Genomic DNA, 16,855 nt, shown 5'->3' on the forward strand with positions numbered 1-16,855 from the left:
ATCTGTTGCCGTGGCAATTGTGCCAATCCCGGTAACAACGGTGCCGCCTGCAGAGGAAGAAATCGTATAGGCATACGTCGCCCCGACTTCGGCATCCGCAAAGCTAAAGCTTGCTGTTGTCTGGTTTGCGACATTGATCAACAAATCGTCAAAAGACGCCGTATGGCCAGAAGGTGCCATAGTGTCCATTGTCAGACTGGCCGTTGCCTGGACCGCTGAGTTCGCCGCGTCATCTGTGACATCGGCGGTCAGTGACAAAGGTCCATCGCCTAGACCCGACAGATCGACGGTGACGGTCCAAATTCCGCCAGTGACGATTGCCGTCTGGTTTTGAGTGACCGGTGCGCCATCCGTTATCGCAATGGAAACCGTACGCCCGTCTTCCACACCACTGGCGGTGCCGGACACCACAACGGCAGATGCCTCGGCAGCATTAACCCTGTCATCGGTCGCCAAAGGTGTGTCGAACGCCAATGTCGGTGCTGTGGCATCCTTGGTGATCGTGTCAGTGACAGCTGTACTGATGTTGTCCAAAGCATCGGTCAGTGTCACAGACAGCGTCAATAGCCCGTCGTTCAGACCCGACAGATCAATGCCGTTTATCTGATCCGTACCGGTGGCAATACCGCCAGTACCCGTCACATCCGCACCACCTGCAGACGAGGAAATCGTATAGTCATAGGTTGCCCCAACTTCGGCACCAACGAAACTGAAGCTGGATGCAGACTGATTGGCCAAATTGATCACGCTGTCGTCAAAAACTGCGCCAAAGCCTACGGGAACTGTGGCATCCAGTGACAGGCTTTTGCTCGCTTGAACCGCCGGGTTTCCGGCAACATCCAACACATCTGCGGTCAACGACAGCGCCCCGTCGCCTAGACCTGACATATCAACGGTAACGCTCCAAATCCCGCCGGTGACTGTTGCGGTCTCGTTTTGTGTGGTCGGGGAGATATCGGTGATGGCAATGGAAACCGTCTGGCCATCTTCGACACCGCTGGCGGTGCCAGACACCACAACCGCAGGGGCCTCAGCCTGACTAATCAAGTCATCGGTTGCCAATGGCGTGTCAAAAACAAGAGAGGGCGCAACGGCATCTTTGGTGATTGTGTCCGTCACCGCGGTGCTGATATTGCCCTGCGGGTCGACCAGAACAACGGTCAAAGTCAACGTCCCATCAGCCAAAACCGACAGGTCAAGACCGCTGATTTGGTCTGCCGCTGTGGCGATTGCACCCGATCCAGTGACGTTGGTCCCGCCCCCAGAAGACGAAATCGTATAGGAATAGGATGCGCCCACTTCGGCAGCTGCAAAGCTGAAGCTGCCCGCGGTTTCATTCGCAACATTGATAACGCTGGCATCAAATGTGGCTGAGTGTCCCGTGGGCGCGACAACATCTTTTAACAGGCTGGCGGTGGCGTCCGCAGAGCGGTTGCCCGCATCGTCCCCAACACTTGCTGTCAAAGTCAATGCACCGTCGGCAAGCGCAGTCATGTCGATGTCCAAGGTCCATATGTCCCCGGAAACAGTGGCAGCGTAGGTTAGGCTAGTGGCCAGACTATCTACGATCGAAATGGTCACAGATTGGCCGTCTTCCGCGCCAGACGTCCGACCGGAAACGGTCACAGCCGCTTGCTCTGATGAGTTAACGATTTCATCCCCAGCAATTCCCGATGTGAAGGAAATCAGCGGTGCTTGCGTATCCTTGGTCACCGTATTGGTGACTGCCGGAGCGGCATTGCCCAAGGGATCGGTCAAAACAACCGAAAGCGTCAGAGTGCCGTCACCAAGACTGGAAACATCAAGCGAGCCAACCCATTGGGTTGCTGACGCAATAGTGCCACTTCCGGTCACATCTGTGCCGCCACCCGAAGATGAAATTGTATACGCATAGGTTGCGCCCACTTCGGCATCCGCAAAAGAGAAGCTGGCCACCAGTTCATTGGCAGAGCTGATCGCAGATGCGTCAAAGGCCACAGAATGGCCCGTTGGCGGTGTGGCGTCGATTGAAAACGCATGCGTGACCGGGCCTGCAGATGAGCCGTTGGCGTCAGATGTCGTGACAGAAAGGGTCGCCGCCCCGTCTGCCAACCCGCTCAAATCACTTGAGGTAGTCCACGCATCGCCGGACACTGTCGCAGAAAATGCATGTGAAACGGATGCACCATCGGTGATTTGAATACTGACGGTGCGGCCATTTTCAACCAATGAGGTTGTGCCAGCCAAAGTCACAGCACTAATTTCGGCGCCGGTGATAATGTTATCCGCAGTCAAAGGCGTGGTCAGCGTGATCGACGGGATTCTGAGACTCGCATTTGCGGTTCCGGAATTCCCGAGGCTGGACGTCAATTGGCCTGTGGTGTTCACCAAGGTTCCCGCAGAGGTCGCAGTTACATCCACCACAACGGTACAAACCTGCGATGCATTCACGGTGCCGCCCGAATAGCTCACACTTGAGCTGTTCGCTGTCGCCGTCAATGTCCCGCCCGAACACGTCGAGGAGGCATTTGGTGGCGTTGCAACAACCATACCTGCTGGCAGGTTATCCGAGACATTCAAGCCGGTTGCAGGCACCAATGCACCGGTGTTGTCGATCGTCAACGTCATAGCCATCGAACTATTCAGAGCCAGACTTGGCGATGCAAAGGACTTGGCAAACGTCGGCACGGGCGCAGCAGTAATTGCCAATGCCGCAGAGGACGTGCCGCTATCACCCAAAGAGGATGTCAGAGCCGAGGAGGTATTTGTTTGTCCTGACGCGGCGCTGGCCTGAACCGTCACTTCGACAGTACAGGACCCGCCAGCCGGCACGGTGCCGCCCGAATACGACAAGGATCCTGTCCCTGCGGCCGCTGTCAATGTGCCGCCCGTACAGGTTGTAGACGCATTGGGAACCGCCGCATTGAGCATCAAGGTTGGATAGCTGTTGCTAAAGCTCAAGGATGTGGCCGCGGCCGAAGACGCTGAATTGTCGATTGTAAAAGTAATTGTCGTTTCGCCGCCCTGCGCAATTGCATTGGGGTTTATGACCTGCGCAAACCCCGGCGCAGGCTCAACCGAGAAGCTGGCGGATGCCGCATCGTCCAAAGTCAAACCATTGCTGCTCAAGGCACTCGACGTGCTCGTATAACTGCCGGGGGTGGCCGAAGAGGGCACCTGAACCGTGACGTCGAAGGTGCACGACTGGCTTGCGGCCAGACTCGCGTTGGTCAGCGACAAGGTGCTTGTCCCCGAAAGAGATGATCCCGAACCGCAGACATCACTGACGGGCAAGCCACTGGCGACAAGTCCGCTGAGCGCGTCATTTAGATCATCGCTGAACTCTAGATCCGAGATCCCAGAGCCGCTATCCAAATTGGTGATGGTATAGGTCAGCGTAGTCGTGCCCGAGGCCCCAACCGCTGTTGGCGCAAAGGATTTCGCAAAACTCGCGGTAGCAGGTGCCAGAACTTCAAGACTTGCTGAAACAGCTGCGCCGGTAAGGGCTGTGCTGGCCGCAACCGTCTGCGCAGTCACAGTGGCAGTGCTACTTGTATATGTGGTTGGTGTTGTACTGGCGGGAACTTGCAATGTTGCGGTAAACGTACAACTCGCATTTGCCGCCAAACTACCATTTGACAGTTGCACAGTCCCTGTGCCGGACAACGTGCCGCCGCACGCAGATATCGGAAGGTCTGTCGCGGCCAATCCCGCAAACAGGTTGTCCACTTCGTCGGAAAACGTAATTGTATCAATCGCCTCGGACAATGTATTTGTAATTGTGTATTCGGCAACGGTTGCATCGCCAGCCTGTACCGGATCGGGCGCATAGCTCTTGGTGACAAGCAGATTGCCATCCTCGACATTCAATGTCGCTTTCAACGCCGGCAAAGAAACGGCGGCGCCGTCGAACTGTGCGGAAACTGCGCTTGAGGAAAAGAGATAATCGTCAACAGTCGGCGTCGCACCAACAGCCAGTTCAACATCAAACGTACAGATTCCACCTGCCGGAACCTCGAGCCCGGATGCAACAACTATCGAGCTCACACTTATAAACGATGACCCGGCTCCGCAGGTTACACCATTTACTGGAACAGTCGATACAGTAAGAGACGGGACTGCCGTAAAGCTCTCATTGAAACCCAATGCTGTAATAGTTGAGATGCCAGCAGTGTTGTCAAACGTGTAGCGAACAGTCAAAGGGTCGCCTGACGTGGCGACATAGGGATCTTGAAGGAATTCCTTTGACGTGACTAGAATCCCGCCCGCGAAAACAAAGATATCATCAGACACCGCAGGCGCTGTGGTCGCTTGGCCCCCGGCAGTTGCTGTCAAACCAGAAGTTGTGTTGGTGTAAGTTCCCGTTAAGGCCGAAGCCAAGTTAACCGTCACAAGGATATCACAGCTTTCGCCCGGCGCGATAGAACCGCCGCTGTAGCTTAGCGTGCTTGTTCCCGTCATCGTACCGTTACACTCATTGGTGGGCGTAGCGCTCCACACGGTACCGGTAAGAAAGGCGTTCAGATCATCGGTGAATGCGATATCAGTCGCAGTCGACACGGATTCAGCGGCACTTTCGACGGTAAACAGAATTTGGGTTTGCCCGAGCGCAGCGGCCTGATCATCAACGAAGGATTTGGTAAAGCTCAGGTTGGCACCGCCAAGAACCTGAAGCGTATCTGACGCCGTTGCCGATGCAATGGTGTTGCCATTTACGGTTGCCTCTACCTCGCCGGTACTTGAACTATAATCACCCGGCGCGGTTCCAGACGGAACCGTAGCTGTTACCGTCATTGTACAACTGGAGTTAGCCGCGACAGTCCCCCCCAAAAACGTCAACTCAACATCGAAATTGGGGTCCCCGAGACTGAACGTCCCGCCACATTGTGCCGAAAAGGCCACCGAAAGGCTGGCTGGGCTTGACAGATAATCAGTAAACGTGACCGAAGACGCCGCATCAACGGTATTTGGATTGGTCAAGACATATTCGATGGTGACCGGATCACCGGGAGCAACCGGATCATCGGTAAAGGTTTTGGTCAAGGTCACCGGAAGAAAACCGGATCCCAAGACCCTGATCGATGCACTGGCCGTGGATCCCGTATAAGACGCGCCATCCAACGTGCCGGTCAAGGCACTGGTGGTGTTGGTATAGCTGCTGTTTCCTGTCACACCAGATGGCAGGGCCACGTCGACCGAAAACTCACAGATATCGCCGGGGGCCAACGACCCGCCAGAAAAACTCAGGGTATCGGTGCCCGTGATCGAGGAACCGGGTCCGCATGGGTTTGACGGCAGCGACCCCGTAGCCACCGCACCGGTCAAAAATCCGTCCAGATCATCCGTAAACGCCAAATCTGTCGCCGAAACAGAGCGCGACGCGTTTTGCAGCCTGAACGTCAATTGAGCAGTGTCCCCTGCTGACGCTTGTGAAACCGCAAAGAATTTGTCGATTGCAACACCATCTGTGGGCAGGGATGGGACCGTCAGTTCATCGCGTAGCGTTGCAGACTGGCTTCCCGAACCGAATGAATCAAAATCAGTATCGATCAAATACGTTCCGCGATTCACGGCGCGCAAATCGAATACTATGGTACAGCTTGTTGCCAAGTTCCCGGCACTTCGGAGCCCAAAGCTTGTTCCACCGGGCACGGCAGTAAGCGTTCCGTCAATCGGTCCGTTGCACGTCGATGTGGCACCGCTTGGTGTGGCGATCACCAAACCATCGGGCAGCGTTGCGTTCAAATTGAAGCTATCAATGACGCTGCCAGGCCCCGTATAATTGTAGGTCATCCGCACCGTGTCGCCCGGTGTAGCCGTCGTCGATGACAGGCTGCTGGTGATCGTCACGCTGGCCGCCACAACTGTCAGATCGTCCGTCGCAGTGGTTCCGGTGCCGGCGTTGGATGTCAGGGCCGAAGTGGTAAGTGTATGAACGCCGACAGTGCTGGAACTGACCGGAATTTCAATTTCACAACGTTTACCGCTGCCAAGTTTGCCTTCCGCAAACGAAATCGAAGTAGCCCCCTCTGCTGCGCCCAGTGTTCCCGCGCAATCATTTGTGACATCACCCTTTGCGATCACCACAGAACTGGGCAAATTCACACTAAAGGCCAAATCATCGACTGGGACGGACCCGCCAGTCTCCTCGATCGCAAATGTCAGCGTCGAAATCGTATCCGGCAAAATATCATCCGGCGTGAACTCCGCCGTTAGTGTAGGCACAACCGCGCCTTGGGCAGTTGCTGAGGTTGCTAAAAATGGCAAGGAAAGCAGGGCACCTACAACAGACAAACGGCTCAATCGACGGATCATGTGAAATTCCAATGTCTCGTTCAAAGAATTTGTGGCTCAAAAAGCGGTCAAGCCACAGGTCGCCCAAATTACTTACGAAAAAGTGAAAAGCACAACTCTAAGGTTAACCCACGGTCACTTCACCAAAAAGTGTATCACTTTGGCACTAATGACCGGTTGCCACGTTGATTTAGTTCCGTTCGATTACGAACAGACTGCCAGTGCCTATTGGTCCATCCAGCGTTGTGGTCCCGCCATCGGGCCAACGTACAATTGCCCGCGCTGCCGATTTTTCGCGGCCCAAGCCAAAATGCGCTTGTGGCGCGTCAAAGCTCATAAAGCCGCCGCCAAGTTGCAATTCACGCGTTTGCTGGGTTCCGTCATCTGAAACAAGCGTGATATGGGCCCCGATCCCGTCGCGGTTGCCCGCCCGATCCACCAATTGAAACGCCAGTCCGGGAATTTGTGTATTGTTGCGATACACCATGAGCGGCCCATTCACCGGGTGTGTCACAATATCCAGATCACCGTCGCCATCCATATCAAACCGCGTTGCAGCGGCCGTCATCAAGTAATCTTCAAGCCCGAACGGGCCGGACGCCTCTTCGAAGCCACCCGTACCGGTGCTGTGGAAAAACAGGTTGGACGGAGACACTTCGTTCGGGACCCAAGTGCCGTTCACAATAAAGATATCCTGCCAGCCGTCGTGGTCAAAGTCGGCAATCTTGGTGTCCCAGCTCCAGCCGCCAACATCCAGCCCACGTTTGGCTGCGGTGTCCTGATAAGCCGCCCCATCCCATTCCAGCACCACATTTGACCGCAAGATTTGCTGGTGGGTTAGCTGGATTTCTTCGGCGGTTGGTTGGCGCGATGGCCTGAAATGCAGCGTGCAGTAAGCCTTGGGGATAGGCTGACTGGCCGGAATTAGATCACACAGCGATGCGTCGCGGCGTTGAATGGCCAGATCCTTGATCAACATCGCTTTGCATTCCGCCTGATAGCGGTCGGACAATGTCAGACAACGATCCGCATAAGTCGGGTCAAAACTGTTGCCGGATTTATACCACTCTTTGATGGCCATATTCTGTTCGCAGATGGCCTTGGCCGCACTGTCTTGAATCGCGTCACAGTATTTGTCCAGCCGCTGCATTTTCAGCTTTTGCGACACGCCCGAAGACCGGCCGGCAATTTGCGCCATATATAATGTCGGGCGGCCTTCGTTGAACAGATCCACCGATTTGACGGCCATCGTTGTGGTGGTGGTATGCGGGATCAGGCCTTCGGGTTCGGTGATCATGGTCATGCCGCCCTGCCCGTCCCCGAGATAGAAATAATCTGGGATGTCGAAATCATTGCCAACGATCAGGTCTTGATTGCCATCCATGTCGATGTCCGAAAACAAGATTGTCAGGGTCTCGCCGGGGATGCCGGGCAGATCAGTGTAATGACTGCCGTCCATTGTGCCGCCTTTGTTGAACACAATCCGGTTGCGCGATTCTTCACCCGGAATGCGCCGATACCAGCCCGCTGCCCAATTGCCCAAGGCAACATCCAAAAACCCGTCGCTGTCCAGATCGGCAAAGCTGAGCGCCAGCGCCAAGGGGCTGTCAGGGTTGTTGGCAGCCTGCCGCGGCGGCTCCGCGCCAAAGACCCCGTCCACATTGCGCCACCAGAAATTGCCATTCAGGTAGGTTGCCAGAAACAGGTCCGGCCAGCCGTCATTATCAATGTCAGTCAGAACCGCATTGAAAATATGCTGCTCCGCCAGCGCGCCCAAGTCCACCTCTTGGCGTTCAAACCGGCCGCTGCCGTCGTTCAGATACAGGTATAACCCCACCTCGGTCGAGGCGACGGCAAGGTCAATATCCCCGTCGCGGTCGAAATCGGCACTGGACAGGCTGCGGCCTTCCCAAAACGGCGGCCACATGTCCCGCATGGTGAATTCAACCGGCTTGTCGATGCCCAGCGTTGCGGCCTCTAATCGGGTGAACCCTGTATCAGCAGGGGCCGAAGGCGGCGCAAAGGGCACTGCAAAAACAGAAATCCGCTCAGCATCGTCGCTGGACACATGCAATGCCGGGTCCAACTCTGACGCCTGCGCGGCGCCCCACAAGGCGGGCTGGGTTTCCGTTTCGCCCAACAGCAATTCCAGCGCGCGTTTTGTTTGCCATTCGTGATAGGCGTGGGTTCCATACCCCGACGCAAAGCCCAAAACCGCAATCGACGCCGCCATCAACATGGCCGCCCGTATCCCCAAAGTCTGGTAGATAATAAAGAACGAATAGATCGAAAAACTGCCAAGCGTGAACAGCAAGGCCATGACATAACCGTGCGACAAACCTGAGGCAATCAGCGCCCCCGTCAGCACAACATCAAAGGCGATCGGCACCGGCAAGAACAACCCGACCATCGTCACCAGCGCCAAGATCCCGATGCCAAACCCAAGCCCGACAATCAAATCTTGCGGCAGCAGAACCCCGACCGCGGCACCCAGAAACCCGGCCAGCGCCATCAAGGGCACAGTCATCTTGACCAGATACCACAGGTTTTTCGCGTAGCCCGTGATCACACCCACAACCGCCGCGCCCAGCGTCTCGGGCTCTACCCCAAGTTCCTGAGCGGACCAAAGGGTTTGCTCCATCTGCGGCGCTTCAATTTCGGTTCGGGGCAACTGGCGGCAAATCAAAGGCACAACGATCAAAATCACAAACAGACTCAGCGCGATTTTTGTCACGGCCATGTAGAACGGCAGCAGACTGAACACCATCGACAAGACAATGATATTCAAGGTCGGAGAAGCCACCATCGCCGACAATGTCGTTTCGGCCCGCATCCCCGCAGAATACATGCCCCGACCAATCGGCGCGACACAATTGGCGCAGACCCCAAGCGGGGCCCCGATGGCCAACCCCAAAAATGAATTGGCAAAACCTCCGCGAAAACTGCGCTGCTGCAAATAGGACAATAGCGTCATGAATCCGGCGGCAAACAACAAGCCAAAGGTCATGCCCTTTTTGTTGGTATTGATCCAGTTCAGCGTCGAATAACCGATCTTTTCAACCACACCCATTGCTTCGGTCAGGGGGTATTTGGCCTCAAAACTCAGCGGATCTTCGAGCTGGATCGCCCCGGACATCAGCGCCTTTTCGTTCAGGGCCGGATAGCGCGATCCCGTCCAGAACAAGCCGGCCAGCACCACGACAATCAAGGCGGCCAAAAAGAACCGCTTCTGATAATGGGGCGCGATGACGTTCTGCATAGGTTCAACCTTTTCGCACGCAATGAATTCAATGTCCTAACACACGGACCATTGGCTTCATCCTGATAGACCAGTCATTCAATATTGGCAGTCATTCTAAACCGTGTTACCTGATAAATGAATACTTGAGGAGATGGCATTTGTACGAAGGCCGCCAAACCCCATGGTCGTTTTTTGACAAAATATATGTTGTCAGCTTACCGTCATCACTGGACCGCAGGGCTTATGTCGGCAGGCATCTGGCCGACCTTGGGATCGAAGGCTTCGTATATCATGATGCTTGCGGGCCCGATCACCCTGATGTCAAAAAAATTGTATCAGCTAATTTGGTGCATCAATACCCCCCGTGTTTTCGATGCGGCAAGCTGTCGTGCGGTCGCGCCGATTGCAACAATCAATTGATTGGCCCACAAGTCGCGGTCTTTGCCAGCTATCTGAACCTGTGGAAAACCATCGCCGCAACGCCGCAACGCGCTTTGGTTCTGGAAGACGACGTTCAAATTCATCCATGGTGGCCCAAAGTGCTCGACTTTTTGTCGAAGCAAGAGTCACAGGGCCGTATTGAATTCGCCCCGGACCAACCCCGATTGCTGCGACTTGGCTGGGGAATGAGCGCCGATCACGACGATACCGCCTGCCGCCTGGAGGACAAGCTGCGCATGTCCAATCCCGCCCATGCATTGACATCGGCCTACGCGCAGGCGCTGCTGGATCGGTTCGAAGGGGTCAATCATACAGCGGATGTTTTTATTCACCGCGACGCTCCAAAACCTGGCGAAGCGCTGACTGTGTTCCCTCCGATTGCGTCAGAACTCTCATGGTCTGATGGCCGCTTTTCATCACTGATCCACCCCAGAAACAGCCATGCCGCTTATCTTGAGGCCCAAGGCCAATCGCAAAAAGCATCCGCGTATCGAGACCTTGTGAAAACCCATATGACCCAAGTGGCACACACTTCAAAAGAGAACTGACCCAACGTGGCGAATTCCATTTTTATCAAATATTTTTCCGGCGACAAAAATGCCGGCGACTTGGCCAGCCCCTATCTGCTCGAAAAAATAAGCGGCCAGAAACCCACGCCGATCATCATGCAACAAGGATCGTCGCAGCAGCATTACATGGGCGTCGGGTCCACGCTAAGGCATGCGGATGAAAACACCGTTGTTTGGGGGACTGGCATAATGACACCCCTCATGCAGCCCCGTGCCGCACCGTTGAAATTCCTTGGCGTTCGCGGTCCTTTGACCCGGACCCGCCTTGCCGAACTGGGCTACAAGGACGTTCCCGTTATTGGCGACGGTGCTTTGACAATGCGCCAGTTCTACAACCCGCCAGCGACGCAAACCTATGACTTCGGGCTGATCCCCCACTACGTCGACGAACAAGAACCGTTCTGCGACGATGTCCGGCAACGCGGCGGGTCGGTGTTCTCGCCCCAGCAAGACCTTGAACCCTATCTCGATCAGCTGTTGCAATGCCGTGTGATCTTGTCTTCGTCTTTGCATGGTCTGATTTTCGCCCATGCCTACGGCGTTCCTTCGATCTGGGTCCCGCTCAGCAACCGTGTGGTCGGCGAGGGTTTCAAATTCAGGGATTACTATGCCTTTATGGGTGTCGATCAGCACGACATTCCCGTTTGGGATCCACAATCAGATTTCGCCAGCAATTTGGCCAAAGCGACCTGTCCCGACATTCCGGACATTAGCCGGCACGCCCCTGAGTTGCTATATTCCGATCTAAAAGCCCGCGACCATGTCTAAGCCGGCTGAGCAGCGATGGGATCAATTCGGAACCGATTACGACCAACCCGTTTTTGTTGGCAAACCCAAAGTATATATCATCGCCTCGTCCGGCCGGTCAGGTAGCCACCTGTTGGGGAATTTGCTATTCCAAACAGGGCAGCTGGGAAGCCCGCTGGAATACCTGCATCCAAAGCACAAGCTGCGCTGGCAAAAGGACCTGAATCAACCGGATATGCGCGGGACTTTGGAATGCCTCATGGCGCGGCGCAGCTCTGCGTCGGGGTGGTTCGGCATCAAAGCCCACTGGGGGCAGTTTTCGCAGGCCATCACCCAAGAACCCCTTTTGCCCTGGCTCGATGTGCAACGCTACATTCGGCTCAGCCGGACAGACCGGGTAGCCCAAGCTGTTTCAATGGAAATCGCGCGTCAAACCGGGGCCTGGATCAGCTGGCAAGACAGAAAGCAAGAACCGGTGTATGACCGCGATGCCATTGCATCCTCTATCCAGTCCCTAACCCAAGAAGATGAGGCATGGGACGCGCATTTTGAACAGGTCGGCGCGACACCTATTCGCGTCACCTACGAAAATCTAACTCATAACCCACACGCCACGGTTGCCTCAATCTGCCAAGACCTCGGCGTCTTGGCCCCGCAAAGCGCCGCGGACATGACAGCCGCCCCCAAGAAACAGGGCACAACGTTAAACGACGATTGGGTGCGCCGATTTCGAGCCGAGTAACCCAAGGCTCTCACCCATCAAAAAGCCCCCCGGAACATGCGCTCCGGGGGGCTTTGGAATGTCTCATACATACGACGAGGTCGGTTTAGAGGCAGTCACCCGCACCGGCCAAGGCAACCCATGCGCCCGATACGCGGGCACAAAGCGCACCAGAATCATCGTAATATATCATGCCATTACCCAATGAAACGACAGGGGCTGCGTCTTGTGGTTGAAGAACCATACCCCCTTCACGCGTAAACCGGAACTGAACACCAGACGTGTCAACTGCGCTAATTTTAAACGTATCGTTTGATGCGATCCCAGATTCCCATTTCACACCAGCCGCCGAATCGTGAAATCGAATATTCACAGCACCACTTCGTAATATGTGGATAGGAGCTTCTGGAGCAGAAGTGCCAAAGCCTACATCGTCGGTGTCTTCAATATATAGGGCATTTGTACTCGCGCCCGGCTCAATCCGGAACGGCAATGTGCTGCCATTGGAAACATCACGAATGAAAAAGTTCGTTTCATTGCTCGCCACATCAAAAGTCTGCGCGGCAAAGCCGCTGCTGCCGTCCTGCTCCAAACGCAAGGTGGGGGTGTTGCCGCTCTTTACATGTAGGTCAGCAACCGGAGAGTTCGTTCCGAATCCAACGTTACCACTGCTTGCAACAAACAGCGAATTTGCTGGCGCGCCACCTCGAATTTGGAACGGGGTAAGACCAGAGTCTATGTCTTGGACTGCAAATTTATTGTTCCCGCCATTGGCGGAATCGTTCACTTGAATTGTCCAGTCAGTTGTCGGGAAGCTGGCCGAATTTGATGTATCCGTGAAATTGATCCGCAGGTTGTTTTCTTTCAACCGAATGGTGTCAAAGCCAAAGCTTTCACCATTAACGCAGTCTTGCCCCACGCACAGGCTGCCATCGACGATTACATCATCGAGAAAAACCTGATCGGCTTGCGCGGCTACGGCCGAAAGACCCAGAACCGCAAGGCCCGCTGCCAGAGATTTGTTAACGACTTTTTTCATTTTTCTATTCCTTCCCATTAGGTGGGGGTGCCGTAGCGCGGCGACCTCTCCAAATTATTCTTCTTTAATGTCTTCGGGGGTAATGATTACGCCGCGCGACACAACAAATGATCCCGACAGATGGAACGGCAGAGCCTGTGACGTGGCAATTGATTCGCGGCCATTGTCGATCGGGTTTGCAATTTCGGCTGTTTCTTCAGTCGCTGCGTTAAGCTCGAAGCGATACACACCATCCAACACGCCGCCACGATCCAGCTCGTAGACAGGGGTTCCGGTTTGGGCAAATACCGTGTCAACTTTGCCGTTGGGCGCAGAGACAACCAGTGTGGCATTGGATAGGCCGGTCCAGTTTTCAAACCAGACCGCGTTCGAATTGTTCTGGGGAACCGGATCAACCGTGTTGGCCGCTGCAAAGCTTGCCAACCCCAGAAATGCGGTCAAAGTCGCTATTATTAAACGCATATGATTCTCCCTAAAATCGGCCCGACACATCCAAAGTTTGTGTTGCGAGCCCAAATAATGGACGCGCGCAAACGGATAGATCACGCGCATGTTAACTTAACGTTAGCGAGTTTTCGCCACCCTGTCACCCTGACACCTCTGATAGATTGGCGGTTTGACCTCTCCCGATCGGCCAAACCCGCGCGAAACAGTCGACCTGCCGCACCGCTGCGCTGGTGGTTTTGGGGCTGGTCCTTGCCAACAGCCGGTCTCATCGGACAGATTGGACTCACTGATTCGGCGATAGGAGGCGTTCAAATGTGCCAGGTATTTGCAGGCCAAAGTCCAGATGACTATCAGCCCGTCACCCGCCGGTTGCGGTTGAACGGCCAAAGCACGAGCATCCGTTTGGAACGCAGTTTTTGGGAAATCGTCGATACAATCGCGCAGGGCGAAGGCATGACCACCCCTGCCTTTGTGTCCAAACTCCACTCCGAGGTCTTGGAGCTGCGGGGCGAGGCACCGAATTTCACCTCGCTCTTGCGCTGTGCCTGTTTGATCCGGCTGGAACAAAACGCGGTCGCCAGTGCATCCGCAGGTGGTTCAATCGCCGCCGAATAGGCACCGGAAATAAAAATCACGCTGTAGTAACACGCTACTACCTAAAGCCCGGATTGGTCCGGCATCCTTACCAAACACGCAATGACTTGCGGTTTGAGAGGGAGGCATATGGCCAAATCAATACATTCGATGATCCGGGTTCTAAACGAAGACCGCTCGATCAGTTTCTACCAGACAGCCTTCGGCCTCAGCGTCGCCGACAGGCTGGATTTTGACAGTTTCACCTTGGTGTACCTGAGCAATCCGTCAACAGGGTTCGAGCTTGAACTGACAATCAACAAATCCCGAACCGAGCCGTATGACTTGGGCGATGGCTATGGCCATATGGCGTTTAGCGTCGATGATCTGGATGCGGAACATGCCCGTTTGATTGCCGCTGGCCTCGCCCCTCGCAAAATTGTCGATTTCAAACCCGGTGACCACGTCATCGCGCGGTTCTTCTTTATCCAAGACCCCGATGGCTACGAAATCGAGGTTCTGCAAAGGGCCGGACGCTACAAATAGAGACGCTACAAGTAAACGCCACCACAAAACACACTGAACTTTGGGAGGAGATCAGACCAATGCCACAGAAAAAATCAACCCTCACACGCCGCGAGCTGCTATTGCGCAGCGTCGCCGCAGGCGGTGCCTTTGTTGTCGGGGCCGGCTATGTCGCCGACAGCGATGCCGCTTGGGCGATGGAAGTTGAGCACCTGCAGCCCAAAACCATGGCGACCCTCATCCAGATGGCCCGCGATATTTATCCGCATGACCATCTGGCTGATGAATTCTATGCCGCCGCCGTCAAAGCCTATGACAGCGAAGACGCCAAAGACGCAATCGAGGCAGGCATCGCAGCCCTCAACGCCGCCGCAACCGGCAAGGGCTTTGGCAGCTACATCGACACCCAGTGGGAACGCGACCGCGTTGATATCCTGCGCGGCATGGAAAACAGCCCGTTTTTCCAAACCGTGCGCGGTGGATTGGTGACCGGTCTCTACAATCAAAAAGCGGTCTGGCCGCTGTTTGGCTACGAGGGCGAAAGCTTTTCCAAGGGCGGTTACATCGACCGCGGTTTTGACGACATCAACTGGATCTGAGGGAGGGCTGAACAATGGCTGCACCATTTGAACTGACCGACGACAGCGTTGTCGTCATTATTGGAACCGGCGCCGGTGGCGGCGTTCTGGCGAATGAACTGGCCCAAAAGGGCATCAGCGTTGTCGCGCTGGAAGCAGGCGGGCGCTATCTGCCCGAAGACTACATCAACGACGAATGGGAAAGTTTCGGCCAACTGGCTTGGCTTGACGCCCGTTCCACATCCGGCGACTGGCGCGTGGCCGACGATTTCTCGGGCCTGCCTGCATGGATCGTCAAGGCGGTTGGCGGCACAACAACCCATTGGGCGGGCGCATCCCTGCGCTTTCAGGACCATGAGTGGAAAGCGAAAACCAATTACGGAGACGTTCAGGGTGCCAACCTGCTCGACTGGCCCATCGATCCGCGCGAAATGGATGACTACTATACCAAGGCGGAAAACAAACTGGGTGTGACCCGAACCGGTGACCGCACCGGCCTGCCTGGCAACAACAACTTCAAGGTCTTCGAAGCCGGAGCCAAGGCGCTTGGCTATTCCGAAGTCCACACCGGCCGCATGGCGATCAATTCCACCGAAAACGATGATCGCATGGCCTGCCAGCAGACAGGGTTTTGCTTTCAGGGCTGTAAATGGGGGGCCAAATGGTCTGCCGCCTATACCGACATTCCGCGCGGCGAAGCCACTGGCAACCTTGAGGTCCGTGACCGGGCGCATGTCCTCAAAATTGAACATGATGACAGCGGCAAGGTCACCGGCGTTCTGTATGCCGATGCCGATGGCAACCAACACCTGCAAAAGGCGCGGATCATCTGCGTTGCAGGCAATTCCATCGAAAGCCCCCGACTGCTGCTCAATTCTGCGTCCTCGATGTTCCCTGACGGGCTGGCCAACAGCTCGGGTCAGGTTGGGCGCAACTACATGCGTCACATGACAGGGTCTGTCTATGCGGTCTTTGACAAGCCGGTGAAGATGTGGCGCGGCACCACGATGGCCGGCATTATTCAAGACGAGGCCCGCCACGATCCATCCCGCGGCTTTGTTGGCGGCTATGAGCTGGAAACACTGGCGCTGGGTCTGCCCTTTATGGCGGCCTTCCTTGATCCGGGTGGCTGGGGCCGTGAATTCACATCGGCACTGGACGGATATGAAAACATGGCCGGATTGTGGATTGTTGGCGAAGATATGCCGCAAGAAACCAACCGCATCACCCTTAACCACGATCTCAAAGACCAGTATGGCCTGCCCGCACCGAATGTGCATTTCGACGATCACCCCAATGATGTCGCCATGCGCAATCACGCCTATAAACAAGGTATGGCTGTCTATGAAGCCGTTGGCGCGACGCGGGTCTTCCCGACACCGCCCTATCCGTCGACCCACAACCTCGGAACCAACCGCATGTCGGAAAAGGCCCGCGATGGTGTTGTGAACAAACACGGGCAAACCCACGATATTGCCAATCTGTTCATCTCGGACGGATCGCAATTCACCACCGGCGCTGCTGAAAATCCGACCCTGACAATTGTGGCGCTGGCCATCCGTCAAGCCGATCACATCGCCGCCCAAATGGTCAACGGCACTTTGTAACGCTGCATGGACTGCAAAATACAAAACCCAAAGCGGGGGGCGGAAACGCCCCCCAAATGCGTTGCCAGCCCCCGATTGCTACACCACTTTGCGC

Annotated in this window: 11 protein-coding genes; 7 read left to right on the top strand and 4 right to left on the bottom strand. The window is 55.4% G+C overall.

The features are described 5' to 3' along the window. Both C8N36_RS18500 and C8N36_RS18505 read right to left on the bottom strand, forming a co-directional pair. On the bottom strand, window positions 1–6,294 hold a 6,294-nt coding region (locus C8N36_RS18500; RefSeq protein WP_146227667.1), incomplete at its 3' end, for a DUF7933 domain-containing protein. 169 nt (window positions 6,295–6,463) lie between these two features. Beyond that, window positions 6,464–9,532: an FG-GAP-like repeat-containing protein gene (locus C8N36_RS18505; RefSeq protein WP_097806331.1), complete on the bottom strand. Its 3,069-nt coding sequence runs from the start codon at window positions 9,530–9,532 to the stop codon at window positions 6,464–6,466. A 140-nt stretch (window positions 9,533–9,672) separates the two neighbouring features. Between C8N36_RS18505 and C8N36_RS18510 the strand changes: the two genes are divergently transcribed. The 3 genes from C8N36_RS18510 to C8N36_RS18520 are packed head-to-tail and all read left to right on the top strand — an operon-like array spanning window position 9,673 to window position 12,013. Beyond that, window positions 9,673–10,503: a glycosyltransferase family 25 protein gene (locus C8N36_RS18510; protein ID WP_170125919.1), complete on the top strand. Its 831-nt coding sequence runs from the start codon at window positions 9,673–9,675 to the stop codon at window positions 10,501–10,503. Between the two features lie 6 nt (window positions 10,504–10,509). Continuing rightward, entirely contained in the window at window positions 10,510–11,292 is a 783-nt protein-coding gene (locus C8N36_RS18515) for a polysaccharide pyruvyl transferase family protein (protein WP_097806329.1), read from the top strand. Next, on the top strand, window positions 11,285–12,013 hold the full coding sequence (locus C8N36_RS18520; protein ID WP_097806328.1) for a Stf0 family sulfotransferase: 729 nt from the start codon (window positions 11,285–11,287) through the stop codon (window positions 12,011–12,013). Before C8N36_RS18515 ends, C8N36_RS18520 begins: the two co-directional genes overlap by 8 nt. 85 nt (window positions 12,014–12,098) lie before the next feature. Here C8N36_RS18520 and C8N36_RS18525 read toward each other — a convergent pair whose 3' ends face one another. Together C8N36_RS18525 and C8N36_RS18530 are read right to left on the bottom strand one after the other, a co-directional pair. Continuing rightward, window positions 12,099–13,031: a hypothetical protein gene (locus tag C8N36_RS18525; RefSeq protein WP_097806327.1), complete on the bottom strand. Its 933-nt coding sequence runs from the start codon at window positions 13,029–13,031 to the stop codon at window positions 12,099–12,101. Window positions 13,032–13,085: 54 nt separating this feature from the next. Next, on the bottom strand, window positions 13,086–13,493 hold the full coding sequence (locus C8N36_RS18530; RefSeq protein WP_097806326.1) for a hypothetical protein: 408 nt from the start codon (window positions 13,491–13,493) through the stop codon (window positions 13,086–13,088). Between the two features lie 297 nt (window positions 13,494–13,790). Between C8N36_RS18530 and C8N36_RS18535 the strand changes: the two genes are divergently transcribed. The 4 genes from C8N36_RS18535 to C8N36_RS18550 all read left to right on the top strand — a co-directional run bounded on the left by C8N36_RS18535 (window position 13,791) and on the right by C8N36_RS18550 (window position 16,761). Continuing rightward, complete coding sequence (locus C8N36_RS18535) at window positions 13,791–14,093, top strand: ribbon-helix-helix domain-containing protein (protein ID WP_097806325.1); 303 nt, start codon at window positions 13,791–13,793, stop codon at window positions 14,091–14,093. Between the two features lie 108 nt (window positions 14,094–14,201). Continuing rightward, window positions 14,202–14,597: a VOC family protein gene (locus C8N36_RS18540; RefSeq protein ID WP_097806324.1), complete on the top strand. Its 396-nt coding sequence runs from the start codon at window positions 14,202–14,204 to the stop codon at window positions 14,595–14,597. Window positions 14,598–14,656: 59 nt separating this feature from the next. Then, complete coding sequence (locus tag C8N36_RS18545) at window positions 14,657–15,175, top strand: Twin-arginine translocation pathway signal (protein ID WP_097806323.1); 519 nt, start codon at window positions 14,657–14,659, stop codon at window positions 15,173–15,175. Window positions 15,176–15,189: 14 nt separating this feature from the next. Continuing rightward, a complete protein-coding gene (locus tag C8N36_RS18550) occupies window positions 15,190–16,761 on the top strand; it encodes a GMC family oxidoreductase (RefSeq protein ID WP_097806322.1) in 1,572 nt (523 codons plus the stop codon). Window positions 16,762–16,855: the final 94 nt, after the last annotated feature.

This window comes from Pelagimonas varians (assembly GCF_003208435.1).
GTDB lineage: Bacteria > Pseudomonadota > Alphaproteobacteria > Rhodobacterales > Rhodobacteraceae > Pelagimonas > Pelagimonas varians.

Excerpts from the sequence above, each read along its gene's own strand:
- C8N36_RS18505 (WP_097806331.1), bottom strand. The coding sequence starts at position 9,532 with ATGCAGAACGTCATCGCGCCCCATTATCAGAAGCGGTTCTTTTTGGCC.
- C8N36_RS18520 (WP_097806328.1), top strand. The coding sequence starts at position 11,285 with ATGTCTAAGCCGGCTGAGCAGCGATGGGATCAATTCGGAACCGATTAC.
- C8N36_RS18525 (WP_097806327.1), bottom strand. The coding sequence starts at position 13,031 with ATGAAAAAAGTCGTTAACAAATCTCTGGCAGCGGGCCTTGCGGTTCTG.
- C8N36_RS18530 (WP_097806326.1), bottom strand. The coding sequence starts at position 13,493 with ATGCGTTTAATAATAGCGACTTTGACCGCATTTCTGGGGTTGGCAAGC.
- C8N36_RS18535 (WP_097806325.1), top strand. The coding sequence starts at position 13,791 with ATGTGCCAGGTATTTGCAGGCCAAAGTCCAGATGACTATCAGCCCGTC.
- C8N36_RS18540 (WP_097806324.1), top strand. The coding sequence starts at position 14,202 with ATGGCCAAATCAATACATTCGATGATCCGGGTTCTAAACGAAGACCGC.
- C8N36_RS18545 (WP_097806323.1), top strand. The coding sequence starts at position 14,657 with ATGCCACAGAAAAAATCAACCCTCACACGCCGCGAGCTGCTATTGCGC.
- C8N36_RS18550 (WP_097806322.1), top strand. The coding sequence starts at position 15,190 with ATGGCTGCACCATTTGAACTGACCGACGACAGCGTTGTCGTCATTATT.